At 64.8% G+C, this 12339-nt stretch carries 11 protein-coding genes; all 11 read right to left on the reverse strand.

Translation table 11 applies throughout. From position 1 onward, the window contains the following. Positions 1–321 precede the first annotated feature (321 nt). The 11 genes from NE609_RS15480 to NE609_RS15530 all read right to left on the reverse strand — a co-directional run bounded on the left by NE609_RS15480 (position 322) and on the right by NE609_RS15530 (position 12060). Positions 322–1311, reverse strand: a complete 990-nt coding sequence (locus NE609_RS15480; RefSeq protein WP_256153027.1) for a substrate-binding domain-containing protein — start codon at positions 1309–1311, stop codon at positions 322–324. A gap of 66 nt (positions 1312–1377) precedes the next feature. Continuing rightward, complete coding sequence (locus NE609_RS15485) at positions 1378–2397, reverse strand: ABC transporter permease (RefSeq protein ID WP_121587188.1); 1020 nt, start codon at positions 2395–2397, stop codon at positions 1378–1380. Between the two features lie 26 nt (positions 2398–2423). Next, positions 2424–3950, reverse strand: coding sequence for a sugar ABC transporter ATP-binding protein (locus NE609_RS15490; RefSeq protein WP_256153028.1), 1527 nt, complete (start codon positions 3948–3950; stop codon positions 2424–2426). Positions 3951–4260: 310 nt separating this feature from the next. Beyond that, positions 4261–5712 carry an ATP-binding cassette domain-containing protein gene (locus tag NE609_RS15495; RefSeq protein WP_256153029.1) on the reverse strand — a complete coding sequence of 484 codons (1452 nt, stop codon included), beginning with the start codon at positions 5710–5712 and terminating at the stop codon, positions 4261–4263. 2 nt (positions 5713–5714) lie between these two features. Further along, a complete protein-coding gene (locus tag NE609_RS15500) occupies positions 5715–6749 on the reverse strand; it encodes a sensor histidine kinase (RefSeq protein WP_101548023.1) in 1035 nt (344 codons plus the stop codon). Positions 6750–6764: 15 nt separating this feature from the next. Continuing rightward, positions 6765–8381: a response regulator gene (locus NE609_RS15505; RefSeq protein ID WP_256153030.1), complete on the reverse strand. Its 1617-nt coding sequence runs from the start codon at positions 8379–8381 to the stop codon at positions 6765–6767. A 253-nt stretch (positions 8382–8634) separates the two neighbouring features. Beyond that, positions 8635–9600 (reverse strand): P1 family peptidase, encoded by a 966-nt coding sequence (locus NE609_RS15510; RefSeq protein ID WP_256153031.1) that lies wholly within the window; start codon positions 9598–9600, stop codon positions 8635–8637. 5 nt (positions 9601–9605) lie between these two features. Further along, positions 9606–10193: an ECF transporter S component gene (locus NE609_RS15515; RefSeq protein ID WP_101548017.1), complete on the reverse strand. Its 588-nt coding sequence runs from the start codon at positions 10191–10193 to the stop codon at positions 9606–9608. 93 nt (positions 10194–10286) lie between these two features. Beyond that, positions 10287–10718 carry a VOC family protein gene (locus NE609_RS15520; protein ID WP_256153032.1) on the reverse strand — a complete coding sequence of 144 codons (432 nt, stop codon included), beginning with the start codon at positions 10716–10718 and terminating at the stop codon, positions 10287–10289. Positions 10719–10744: 26 nt separating this feature from the next. Next, a complete protein-coding gene (locus NE609_RS15525) occupies positions 10745–11512 on the reverse strand; it encodes a type III pantothenate kinase (protein WP_256153033.1) in 768 nt (255 codons plus the stop codon). Beyond that, the gene (locus NE609_RS15530; protein ID WP_121587195.1) at positions 11509–12060 is read right to left on the reverse strand and encodes a zinc ribbon domain-containing protein; all 552 of its coding nucleotides are present in this window, start codon (positions 12058–12060) and stop codon (positions 11509–11511) included. The genes NE609_RS15525 and NE609_RS15530 overlap by 4 nt, the downstream gene beginning before the upstream one ends. Positions 12061–12339 lie beyond the last annotated feature (279 nt).

The following is a 12339-nucleotide window of genomic DNA, read 5'->3' on the forward strand; positions in this document are numbered from 1 at the left end:
GTCCCCTTGAGCGGACTTTTGGTTCCTTTTCGTCCGTCCGAAAAGGAACCCGTGGGGCGCAGCGGAACGCGCTCGTAATTCTTGCCGCCCACGGGCGGCAATTCCCGTGAAAGCCCCGCCGGGCGCAGCGCGGCAAATCCAAAACCGCCGCCAGGACGGCCCCGGCAATCCTTACCGCCCGCCGCGCGGCAAAAATCCATGGGCGGCCCCCGACCAGCGGAAGCCGCCCGTTTCCTTCCCCGGCGTCAGATGGGAAACCTTCCGTCCGGGGATGGGTTTCCCTGCGCGCGGAAAACCGCGCGCAGGGAGAGAATTGGGAGATTAGATGGTGTCTTTGTTGAGGACCGAAACGCCGGTGTCGACGTTGGTCTGGTCGATGGTCTCTCCGGAGAGCGCCTTGACGGCGACCTTGACGCCTTCACGGCCCATGACGTCCGGATTCTGCGCCATGGTGCAGAGCAGGAAGCCGTTCTTGATGAGGCCGAGGATCGTGTCGGATTTGTCGAAGCCGACGCCGATGACGGTGCCGCCGGCCTCCTGGATGGCGTTGCCGGTGCCGACCGTGGAGCCCTCGTTCGCGCCGAAGATGCCGACGCAGCCCTGGGTGATGTAGTTCGCGGCGATATCCTTGGATTTCGCGGCGTCGCCGTCGCCGTACTGGGTCTCGAGGATCTCAAACTTGGTGCCCTCAAAGGCGGCGCGGAAGCCCTCTTCACGGGCGACGGTGGAAGCGGTGGCGGCGTTGACGTTGACGATGCCGATCTTGCCCTCGGTGATGCCGGCGGCTTCCAAGGCCTTAATCATCTCGTTGCCCGCGGTGGTGCCGGCGGCCTTGTTGTCGGTGGCCAGCGTCGCGACGCCCGGATAATCGGCGGCGGAGTCGACATAGACGATCTTCACGCCGGCGGCCTCAGCCTCTTTCAGGGAAGCGGTGACCGCGTCGGGGCCGTTGGCCGCGAGCAGGATGGCCTGCGCGCCGCCCGCGACGGCGTTGTTGATGCACTCGATCTGCTTGGCGTCGTCCTTGACGTCGGGAGCGAGCCAGTTGTAATCAACGTTGCCCAGCTCGGCGACGGCCTCTTTGCAGCCCTTGTCGACGTTGACCCAGTGCTGGTCCATCTGGTCCATGGTGATCAGGGTGACCTTGTAGTTGCCGGCGGGCGCTGCGGGCTCGGCGGTATCGGCGGGGGCCGGTTCGGCGGTGCTGGCGGGAGCCGCGGGTTCGGCGGCGGGTTTCTCGCTCGAGCAGCCGGCCAACAGGCCCAGCGCAACGACGAAGCACAGGAGCAGCGCGGTAATTCTGGTTTTCATTTCTCGAATTCCTCCTAACGTTTTGTCCCAGTTTATCCTTAAAGCAGTTCCGCTTTAATTCGGGTTTCAGGCGGCCTTTGCGGCGGCGGGCTCCTTTTTGCGGCGGGGCTTGCGTCCGCTGCGCACGACGACGTCGAGCAGGACGGAGACCACGACGATGATGCCGATGACGATGTTGCGGATGGCGACCGGCGCGCCCGCGAATTGCAGTCCGTTCTGGAGCACGCCCCAGATCGACGCGCCGATGACGGTGCCGAGCAGGATGCCCTGGCCGCCGAGGGTGGAGACGCCGCCGATGACCGACGCGGCGACCGCGTACATCTCATACATGTTGCCGGCGTCCATCGTGCCCATGCCGCTGGTGGCGCAGGTCACGAGGCCGACCACGCAGGCGCAGATCGAACTGACGACGTAGGCCTTGGTGGTGGAGGTGATGACGTTGACGCCCGACAGGCGCGCCGCCTCGATGTTGCTGCCGACCGCGTAGATGTGGCGGCCGGTGCGGGTTTTGCTGAGGACGAAGTTGAAGACGAGCCACAGCACGATGGCGATCCAGATGGTGTTGTAGACGCCCGCGAGCTTGCCGTAGTAGAAGAAGTCGCGGAAGCCCTGCGCGCCCTCGCCGATCGAGTCGGTGTTATAGTTGTTGTTGACGATCTGCGCGATGCCGCGCGCGATGGTCATGGTGCCCAGCGTGGCGATGAAGGGGGGCAGCTTGCAGTTTGCGACGAGCTGTCCGTTGAGGACGCCGACCGCGATGCAGCAGACGAAGGTGATGACGACCGCCGCCCACGGGTTGACCCCCTTGGTCATGAGGGTGGCGGAGATCATGCAGCTCATGCCGACGACCGAGCCGATCGAAAGGTCGATGTTGCCGGTGATGAGCACGTAGGACTGCCCGATGCCGATCATCAGAATCGGCGCGATCTGCCTAAGCAGGTTGCCGACGTTCTTCCCCGAGAAGAACATGGGGTTGAGGATGCCGAAGACGATGCACAGGATGACGAGGCCGACGGTGACGGTGACGACCTGCCCCATTCCGCGGATCGCGAAGAGTTTTTTCAGAGGACTCTGCTTTCTTTCCATATCGAACGCTCCCAACTATTCTTTCGTCACGCGGTGGCCGCGCGGTCCTTTTGCAGCTTGTTTTCAAAGCGGGTCGCATATTCGAGGACCTTTTCCTGGGTGGCCTCCCCGACCATCAGCTCCCCGGTGACCCTGCCGTCGCACATCACGATGATGCGGTCCGCGAACCCCATGATCTCGGGCATCTCAGACGAGACGAAGAAGACGCCGATGCCGTTCTGCTTGAGCTCGTTCATGAGGTTGTAGATCTCCACCTTCGCGGCGACGTCGATGCCGCGCGTCGGCTCGTCGAACATGACGACCCGGGAGTTGCGCGCCAGCCACTTGCCGACGACCACCTTCTGCTGGTTGCCGCCCGACAGGCTCGCCGCGTTGACCTCCGCGTTCGGGAGCTTGATGGTCAGGTTCCTGACCGTCCGGTCGACCATCTCCCGCTCCTTCTTCGCGTTCACCACGCCCGCGCCGTTGCAGAGGATATCCAGGTTCGGCAGCGCGATGTTCTCACGGATCGACAGCTTGGTGCACAGCCCGTCCTTTTTGCGGTCCTCGGGCGCGAGCACGATTCCCGCCTTGATCGCGTCCATCGGGCATTTGATGTCGAGGGGCTTTCCGTCGAGGAGGACCTCCCCGCCCTCCTTTGGGTCCACCCCGAAGATCGCCCGGGTGGTCTCGGTGCGTCCCGCGCCCATCAGCCCGGCGATGCCGACGATCTCGCCCTCGTAGATGTCGAAGCTCACGTCGCGGACCATCCGGCCCGCGTTGAGGTTCCTGACCTCGAAGATCTTCTTCCCCCGCTCGCAGCGGACCTTGGGGAACTTCTCTTTGATCTCGCGGCCGACCATGTTGGCGATGATCTCCTCCATGTTGGTGTCCGCGAAGTTGACGCTTGTGATGAATTTGCCGTCCCGCATGATCGTCACGCGGTCGACGATGTGCTGTAGCTCCTCCAGCCGGTGGGAGATGTAGACGATGCCGCATCCCTCGTCCCTGAGCTTGTGGATGATGACGAAGAGGTCGTCGATCTCCTTGGAGGTGAGCGCCGAGGTCGGCTCATCCATGATGAGCACCCGCGCGTTGGTGGAGAGCGCCTTGGCGATCTCGACCATCTGCTGCTTGGAGACCGCCAGGTCCCCGACCACCATGTCCGGGTCGATGTCGATGTTCAGGCGGCCGAGGATCGCCCCCGCCTCCCGCTTCATCTCCCGCTCGGAGAGCACGCCCGATTTGGTGCGCTCGCGTCCGAGGAAGATGTTTTCGGCGACCGTCAGGTGCTGGCACATGTTCAGCTCCTGGTGGATGATCGCCACGCCCATCTCCTGCGCCTTTTTGGGGGTGAGGTCCGTGGTGATCTCCTGGCCGAAGAGCTTCATCGTGCCGCTGTCGCGGGTGTAGACGCCGCTCAGGACCTTCATGAGCGTGGACTTTCCCGCGCCGTTTTCCCCGAGCAGGGCCATCACCTCGCCCGCGCGCAGGTTGAAGGAGACGTCGTCCAGCGCCTTGACGCCGGGGAAGGTCTTGTTGATATGTTCCATCTCAACGATATAATCCTGCATCCAATCCACCTATCTTTCCCATGTCCGGGCCCTTGTTACGGTTTCAGTATAGCACCCCCCGCCGCGGACGGTAAGGGGGGCGGTTTTGGTCTTATGGGGGGGATTTTTTGAAGTTTTTATGCCTCATGTCCATATCCAATAAATCAGTCGATTCATTTTTGTGCAGTCTGACAAAGACGTTCGCGGCCGCGCGGCCCTTTACGCATCCGGCGCGGGTTTTGTCCGGGCGGCGGGCCGTTTTTCGGGGTGCGTGGGGGTCCCGGAGAACGAAAGGCGGCCGCCCGGATGGGCGGCCGCCGAAGCGCCGGGGTTATTGCCCCGCCCGGAAGAGCGGGAATTCGCTGCTGAGATACTCCCGTTTGAGCCGCCCCTGCTCGACGACGAGCAGGCGGTCGGCGACCGACAGGCAGTCGGAGATGCTCACCGCGAGCAGCACCACGGCGGTGCCGCGCGCCTTGACCTGGCCGATCAGGTCGATGATGTGGCGGCGCAGGTACATGTCCGCACCCGAAAAGGGCTGCACGCAGAAGAGCACCCGCGGGTGGAGCAGGTGGGCGCGGTAGTAGACGAGGCTGTAGAGGGAGGCGGGCGAAAGGCCGGTGATGTCGGGGGCGTGGATGTCCTCCCCGACCAGCGGCTCGTACTCCCGCACAATGCTCTTGCGGATGGCGGAGTTGAGCCAGAGGGCCGGCTCCCGCCGGTCGAGCCAGAAGCAGAGGTTGTCCAGGTAGCTCATCTCGCGGAAGAGGGAGGTGTGGATGGGGTCCTCCCCGACAAAGCCGAGCTGTTTTTTGAGCCTGCGGGCGTCGCGCGCCCAGCGCTCGCCGCCCACGAGGATCTCCCCCTCCTGCGGCTGCGCCCCCCGGCTGAGCAGGCGCACGAGGTCGGAGAGCACGGTGTTGTTCATGTCGAGCAGCACGACGCACTCCCCCCTGCCGGCGGTGAAGCTCATGCCGCGCATCTGGTCGGTTACCACCCCCGAAAGGGAGAGCGCGCCGTCGCGGGGGGCCTCCCCGTGACCGCCCGCGCCGCTGCCGCGGAAGAACTCGCAGGAGAACTGGAGCACCGTCTCGTCGCGGAAATCGGGGCGGTCGAGCACCTTGAGCGCCTTGCCGTCCTCCATGAGGGTGACGCGGTCGCAGATGGTGAACGCCTCCTCGTGGTGGTTGCAGATGTAGAGGAAGCTCATCCCCTGCGCCGCGCAGTGGCGGAGCAGGCGGTGGATTTTGACGAGGTCGGCGGCGGAGATGAAGTTGCTGATGTCGCGGATGACGACGAGCTTCACCCCGGTCACGACGGCGCGCAGCAGCTCGACGACGCATTTTTCAAAGAAGGAGAGCTGGGAGACGGGCGCGCCCGCGTCGATCTCGACGCCGAAATCGTCGGTGAACCGGCGGAGCTGCCGTTCGAGCACGCGCGGCTCGATCAGGTATTTTTTGAAGCCGCGGCGGAGCACGAAGATGTTGTCCGCGACGGTCAGATCCTCCACCAGCCGGCTGCGCTGCTCGATGACCGACACGCGGTTCATCCCCATCGAGCTGTGCTCGTAGTTGTTGACGAGCTGCTCCTGGAAGTAGACGTAGCCGTAGTGGATGGGCAGGTTCTGGCAGATCAGCCGGACGAGCGCCTCCTTGCCGTGGGAGTTGATGCACACCAGCCCCATGATCTCCCCTTGGAAGATGTGGAGGTTCATATTGTCCAATTGCGTAACGCCGTCGGTGAGGCGGGTCACCCGCTCGAGCCGCAGGATTTCCTGTTTCATGGCTATGCCCCTTTGATCTTCACGTCGTGGGTGATGCGCGGCAGGTTGATCTCCACGTCGGTGCCGATGCCGACCGTGCTGAAGATGTTGATGCCGTACTCCTCCCCGAAGAGCAGGCGGATGCGGTTATTGACGTTGACGATCGCGATGCCGCCCTTCTTCTCCCCGTCCGGCTTGACATAGTCGAAGGCGGGCTTGCCGAGCTTTTCGGTGAGCTCCCGCAGCCGCTCGGGCTCGATGCCGAGCCCGTCGTCCGACACGGTGATGATGAGGCGCATTTCGGTCGCCTCCACCTTGATGCGGATGCTCCCCTTCCCCACCTTGCGCTCGATGCCGTGGAAGATGGCGTTTTCCACGATCGGCTGGAGGGTCAGCTTGGGCAGGCGGTAGTTGTAGAGCACCTCGCGGTCCTCGTCCCCGCAGTCGACGGTCAGACTCAGCCGCTCGCCGAAGCGGTACTGCTGGATGATGTAGTAGCTTTCGATGTTGTCGAGCTCGTCCTCAAGCGTGACGAGGTGCTCGACGTTGGAGATCGTGTAGCGGAAGAAGGTGGCGAGCGCCTCGGTCATCTCCGCGACGTTCGTCAGCCCCGCCGCGAGCGCCTCGCCGCGGATGCCCTCGAGGGTGTTGTAGAGGAAGTGGGGGTTGATCTGGTTTTGCAGCGCGAGGTACTGGGCCTGCTTTTTGGTGGCGGAGATCAGCTCGTTGGTGTTGAGCTGGGCGCGCAGGCGGAGCACCGCGTCCTCCATCTCGGGGCTGAGCGGGTAGCGCAGGTCGTAGATGCCCTGCATCGTATAGCCGCCCACAAAGAGCTGGAGGATCTTTTTTGTCTCCTGGTAGGGCAGGAACACCCATTTGAAGGCCGCGTAGCAGAGCGCGGCGAACCCGGCCGCGCCGACGGCGGCGAGCAGCGCGTGGGCGCCGTCCCGCACCGCGTAGACTGCCGCCGCGATCAGAAAGCAGCCGAAAAACGCCGCCGCCGCGAGGGTGAGCAGGAGGACGCGGTGGGAGAGGTAGCGGTTGAATTTCTTTTTCATATCGGTCCCCCCGCCTCAGGAATAGAGCTTGCGGAACTCGTTGGGCTTGAGGCCGGTAAACTTCTTGAAACTCTGGGTGAAGTGCTTGAGGTCGTTGTAGCCGACCTGCTCGCATACCGCCGCGACGCTGAGGCTCGTCTCCTTGAGCAGCTCCTTGGCCTTGTTCATCCGCACCTCCGAGAGGTATTCGAGAAAGTTCTGGCCGCTCTCCTTTTTGAAGAGGGAGGAAAAATACGCGGCGCTGAAGCCGACCACCCCGCTCACCTCCTCGAGGCTCAGCGGGCTCCGGTAGTTCTGCTGGATGTACTGCTTGGCGGCGCGGATGGGGCGGCGATCGGACTGCCTGCGGTCGCGGACGACCGCCTCGAGCGACTCTCCGACCATCCGCGAGAGGGTGTCGAAGAGGGCGCCCGCGTCGGGGCAGAGGTCCGCCTCGCCGGTGAACCGCTCGTAGAACGCCTGCGTGTCCCCCTCGGTGAGCCGGTGGTTGCGCAGCAGCATGAGGTAGACGCTGCACGCGTCCGCCGCGAGGCGGAAGAGCTCCTGTCCCGAAGCCCCCGGCGCGCCGAGCGCGCGGGTGCGCAGCACGGCGATTGCGGCGGCGGCCCCGTCGGCGTCGAGCACCTCGAGCGCGGCCTCGAAATTCTTGCTGAACTCGGCGAGCAGCGCGTCGCGGTCGAGCGTTTCCGCCTCCTGCGCGCCGCCCTCGATCAGCTTGCCGGTCCCCTCGACCAGCCGCTGCGCGGCGGCCCGCTGGGCCGACGCGAGCGATTCCCCGATGCCGCCGATCTCCGTGGCGGGCGCGCCCAGCCCGATCGTGAGCCGTGCGCCGCCGAAGAGTGCCTGCTGGAGCAGCAGCTCGTCGAGCGCGTTTTTGAGCTGCTTGCGCACCGTCTTGCGCTCCTCCTCGGGAAAGTTCAGGATCCCGTAGGCGCGGCAGCCCTGTGTGCAGATCTCCAGGTCGGCGCAGCGCTCCTGAAGCGCGTCGCGCAGCGCCTTTTCCAGCCGTTCGGTCAGCAGCTTCATGCCGTCCTGGCAGAGGGCGTCCGCCGGGCAGTCGAGCTTGGCCACGAACATCTGGAAGCACCCGGGCGCGAAGTGGAAGTGGTAGTCCGCGTTGATCCGCGCGATGTCCGCGTCGGGCGAGACCGCGCCCCCCTGTAAGAGCAGGTTCGCGAAGAGCCCGGCGCGCAATTTGTCGATGTCGCTCTGGATGGTCATCTTGAGCTGTTCGGCGCTCGTGAGCTGCTCGGTGCGGCGCAGATATTTTTCCCGCGTGCGCAAGAGCGTCTCGATGAGGTCCGCCTTCTTGATCGGCTTTAGCAGGTAGTCGCTCACCCCGTATTTGATCGCGCTCTGCGCGTATTCAAAGTGCCGGTAGCCGCTCACGATGATGAAATCGAGGTCGGGCTTGGCCGCCTTGGCGCGGCTGATGAGCTCGAGCCCGTCATATCCGGGCATCCGGATGTCGGTGATGATCAGGTCGGGGCGCAGCGTTTCCACGAGTTCGAGCGCCTCGATCCCGTTGTGCGCCACCCCGGCGACCTCCATGTCGAGCGACGCCCAGTCCACCAGGTTGCAAATGAGCTGGCAGACCTTCGCCTCGTCGTCCGCAACGATGACCTTCATCATACGCTTGTCCTCCCCCAAAACCGCAATTCCATTTCATACCAAGTTTATCTTATCCGCTTCCCTCCGGATTGTCAATCCGACAAAATCCGCGTTCTTTTTCTCCTGCAAAATAAAAGCGGCAAAGAAAAAATGCGCCTGAAGCAGGGCCCGTGCCCGCAAAAAGGCCCGGCGCTCCACGGAACGCCGGGCCTTTTCCCACCCGCGGCCTTTTGAGGGGCCGGCGGGCTTTTTGGCTTTGCGGGGATGAACGCCTTTAGGGCATAAAGTCGCGCGCGGCCGGAAGCCCGCAGGCGGGCGCGGCGGCCAGCACGGCACGGGCGACGGCGCTCGCCATGACGCGCGCGGCCAGCGTGCCCACCACGTTGACGTCCGCGTCGACCCCCCCGACCGAGAGGGCGTAGACGCTGTCCCCGTCGGCGGTCGTGTGCACCGGCCGGATGGCGCGCGCGTAGCCGTTCTGGGCCATCGCCGCGATCTTCGCCATCTGCGCTTTCCCAAATTTCCCGTTCGTGACGACACACCCGAGCGTCGTGTTGCCGGTGAAGAAGTTCTGCTTGCTCGAATAGTCGGCGTAGAGCGCCTCCTCGCTGTCCGCGAAGGCGGTTTTGTCCGGGGCGAGCAGGCCTGCGAGCTTTCTGCCGCTGTCGGGATCGAAGACGTCCCCCAGGGCGTTGACCGCGGCGACCGCCCCGACCTTGAGTTCCCCGAGCCGCACGGCGTAAAAGCCCTGCCCCGACTTCATCATCCGGGCGGGCCCACCGAGCTTGCCAACCGTCGCGCCCGCACCCGCGCCGAAATTCCCCTCGCGCGGGGCGTTTTTCTCCGCGTCGAGACAGGCGGTATAGGCCATCTCCGCGTCGGGGTGCGCGTCGGGCGAGCCGACCCCGAGGTCGAAGAGGCAGCTCTCGCAGACGAGGGGCACCGGGCGGACGCCGGTATCCACGCCGACGCCGCGTCCGGCGAGATAGCGCATCACGCCGTCCGCCGCGCCCAGTCCGAACGCGCTGCCCCCCGACAGGAGCACCGCGTGGATGCCCTCGGCGGCGGCGGTGGGCTGCAAAAGCTGGCTTTCGCGGGAGGCGGGGCCGCCGCCGCGCACGTCCACGCCCGCGGGCGCGCCCCGCTCGCAGAGGATCACGGTGCAGCCGGTCGCGGCCTCGGGGTCCTGCGCGCAGCCGATTTTGAGGTTTTCGATCTCTGTAATGGCAATTTCCTTCACAGGGCTTACCTCCCCGATTTGAGGAATTTCCGCAGCGGCGGGCAGATGAGCGCCGTCAAAAGGATGGCGGCGGCCAATTCAAGCAGGCCGTTGACGCCCACGATGGCCAAAAAGACCTGGCGCAGCGGCAGGGCCTTGAAGAAAAACCACAGGCAGCCGAGCACCCCGACCGTGTGGCAGACGGCGGCGGCCGCCGCCGAGATCCCCGCGGCAAGCGATTCCTTCCGGAGGAGCTTTTTGAGCGCGAGGAAGAGCGCGCCCGCGATCACGCCGAGCAGGACGCGCGGAAGGATGCACATGACGATCGACTGGACCGGCGCGCCGCTGGCGGCCGGGGAAAAGAGCATGTCGATCGGCGGGGTCGGGGCCATGATGGCGCGGACCATGCTGATGAGCCCGAACTCGAGCCCGAGCAGCGCGCCGCAGCCGGGTCCGAAGAGCACCGCCCCGAGGATGACGGGGATGTGCAGGATCGTGATGGATACCGGCGGGACCATGATGAATCCAAGGGGTGTGAAGCCAAGTACCGCCAGCAGTGCCATCAGCAGCGCATACTGCACGAGCCGTGCGGTCTTCCGGGTCGTCTGGGACATTGTCATTCGCTCCTTGCTGCTGCTCCCGGGCGGGATGCAGCGCATGTTGTATTTATCTATTGCAGCGCAATAAATAGCAAAATCCGGACCGGGCTAGAATTTCAGGAGCCCGTTTTCGTCATAGCGGAAATTCGGGCCCCATGCAACCTCCCAGTAGTAGCCGTCCAAATCGGCAAAATAGGCGTGGTAACCGCCCCAAAAGACTTCCTGGGGCGGCTTTATGATCCTGCCGCCCGCCTGTTCCACCAGCGCGGCAGTCTCGTCGACCTGTTCGCGCGTCTCCACATTGTAGGCCAGCGTGATCCCCGCGAAGCCGTCCGTGACCGGAGGCGGGGCTGTCCCGGAGATGTCCTTTGCCAGAAGGTCCAGCGGGTAGAGCTCGAATTTGGTGCCCGGCGTATCGAAAAAAATGACCTCGGGGCAGTCCTCCGTGCAGTCGGTCCGGAAGCCCAGGCCGTCCCTGTAAAAACGGACGGCGGCGGCCATATCCCGGACCCCGAGGCAGATGCAGGTGATTTTATTCATCGCGGCGGTTCCTTTCTTCTCGCGGATCAGACGCTGTTTTTGCGCCAGGCGGCATAGAGGCCGTCAATGCGCAGGGTGCTGTCGACGGTGATTTCCCGTCGGCAGAGCGGCACGACCACGTCGGCCAGCGCGCCGCACGCGACGACCGAGGCCGCCGGCCCGGCGGCCTCCTCGTACCGCGTGATCATCCCGTCGATCATGCTTGCGGCGCCCAGCAGCACGCCCGACTTCATGCTGTCGACCGTGTTGGTGCCGATGACCGGCACCGGCCCCTCGAGGCTGATGTGGGGAAGCTGCGCCGCCCGGTTGCTGAGCGCGTCGAGCGACACCTTCACCCCCGGCATGATCGAGCCGCCGATAAAGGTGCGGAAGCGGTCCACCACCGAAATTTTCGTCGCCGTTCCGAGGTCGACGATGATGGCGGGCAGCGGATAGCGGTCCATCGCGCCGATGGCCGCGGCCACGAAGTCCGCGCCGAGCTGCGCGGGATTGTCGATGCGGATGTTGAGCCCCGTCCTGATGCCCGGCCCCACCTGGAGCACCCGTTCGGCCCCGCAGAGCTGGAGGGCCGCCTTGAGCACGGGCGAAAGCGGCGGCACCACCGAGGAGATGATCGCACCCTCGAGATCCTGCTCGCTCTGGCGGTGCAGGTGGAGAATGTGGTGGAAGAGCATCGCGTATTCCACCTCGGTTTTGTCCGGCTCGGTGAGGATATGGCAGACGAAGAGGCGGTTTTCCGCCTCGTAAGCGCCGATGGAGATGTTGGTGTTGCCCACGTCGACGGAAAGGATCATACGTCCGCCTCCTCCCGCCGGTAGGCGAGGATCGCGGTGACGCAGGCCACGGTGACGAGCGCGCAGCCGACCACCAGAAGGTATGGGATCGCGGTCATGCCGTAGAAGGCCGCGCTTCCCCGGTCGAGGTAGCAGAGCAGCGTGGTCGTCAGCCCGCACATGCCGAGAAAGAGCCAGACCGCGTCAAACACCAGCGATTTGCGGTGCCCGCCGAGCAGCAGCTGCTGCACGAGATAGACGACCGGAAGGACGGTCATCGCGAGGGTGCGCAGCCACCAGGCCAGGTCGAGGGACGGGACGAGCGCCTCCGGCCCGAACCCGAAGAGCACGAGCAGCTGGAAGACGAGCGCCACGATCAGCGCGACCGCGCCGAAGGAGCCGAGCACCGTCGCGGCGGTCGCGCCCGCACTGGGGCCCTCTTCCCCGCCGAGCTCCATGCCCGGCGCGCTGAAATAGTCCTCAAGCAGCGATTCGCCGCAGTAGCCGCACCGCCGCGCCCGCCCGCTCACCGGGCGTCCGCAGTTGGGGCAGGTCGCCATGTTCGCCATTTGCCGCACTCCTCCTCCACACGCCCGCCGCGGGGCGACGCTTCTGCCGCAATTTTATCACATCCGCCCCCTGTTTACAAGGGAAAACCGCCAGCCGTGCCCTCTGTACGCGCTTGTGAGATTTTACGCGCGGATTCCTGTTCAAACCCCTCCGCTTTGTGGTATACTGATCATATGAGATTGGATTTGCCGCTCAGGGAGCGGCGGCGCTTGTCGGTGGCCGGCCGACAGCGACCCCTTAGGCTTTTCCTCCCAGCGGGCGGGAGAGCATTTGTTCGC

This window comes from Anaerotruncus sp. DFI.9.16 (assembly GCF_024461615.1).
GTDB classification, from domain to species: Bacteria; Bacillota; Clostridia; order Oscillospirales; family Ruminococcaceae; genus Anaerotruncus; species Anaerotruncus massiliensis.

What these genes read in the sequence shown, in the direction of transcription:
- NE609_RS15480 (WP_256153027.1), bottom strand. Translation starts at nt 1,311, where the DNA reads ATGAAAACCAGAATTACCGCGCTGCTCCTGTGCTTCGTCGTTGCGCTG.
- NE609_RS15485 (WP_121587188.1), bottom strand. Translation starts at nt 2,397, where the DNA reads ATGGAAAGAAAGCAGAGTCCTCTGAAAAAACTCTTCGCGATCCGCGGA.
- NE609_RS15490 (WP_256153028.1), bottom strand. Translation starts at nt 3,950, where the DNA reads ATGCAGGATTATATCGTTGAGATGGAACATATCAACAAGACCTTCCCC.
- NE609_RS15495 (WP_256153029.1), bottom strand. Translation starts at nt 5,712, where the DNA reads ATGAAACAGGAAATCCTGCGGCTCGAGCGGGTGACCCGCCTCACCGAC.
- NE609_RS15500 (WP_101548023.1), bottom strand. Translation starts at nt 6,749, where the DNA reads ATGAAAAAGAAATTCAACCGCTACCTCTCCCACCGCGTCCTCCTGCTC.
- NE609_RS15505 (WP_256153030.1), bottom strand. Translation starts at nt 8,381, where the DNA reads ATGATGAAGGTCATCGTTGCGGACGACGAGGCGAAGGTCTGCCAGCTC.
- NE609_RS15515 (WP_101548017.1), bottom strand. Translation starts at nt 10,193, where the DNA reads ATGTCCCAGACGACCCGGAAGACCGCACGGCTCGTGCAGTATGCGCTG.
- NE609_RS15520 (WP_256153032.1), bottom strand. Translation starts at nt 10,718, where the DNA reads ATGAATAAAATCACCTGCATCTGCCTCGGGGTCCGGGATATGGCCGCC.
- NE609_RS15525 (WP_256153033.1), bottom strand. Translation starts at nt 11,512, where the DNA reads ATGATCCTTTCCGTCGACGTGGGCAACACCAACATCTCCATCGGCGCT.
- NE609_RS15530 (WP_121587195.1), bottom strand. Translation starts at nt 12,060, where the DNA reads ATGGCGAACATGGCGACCTGCCCCAACTGCGGACGCCCGGTGAGCGGG.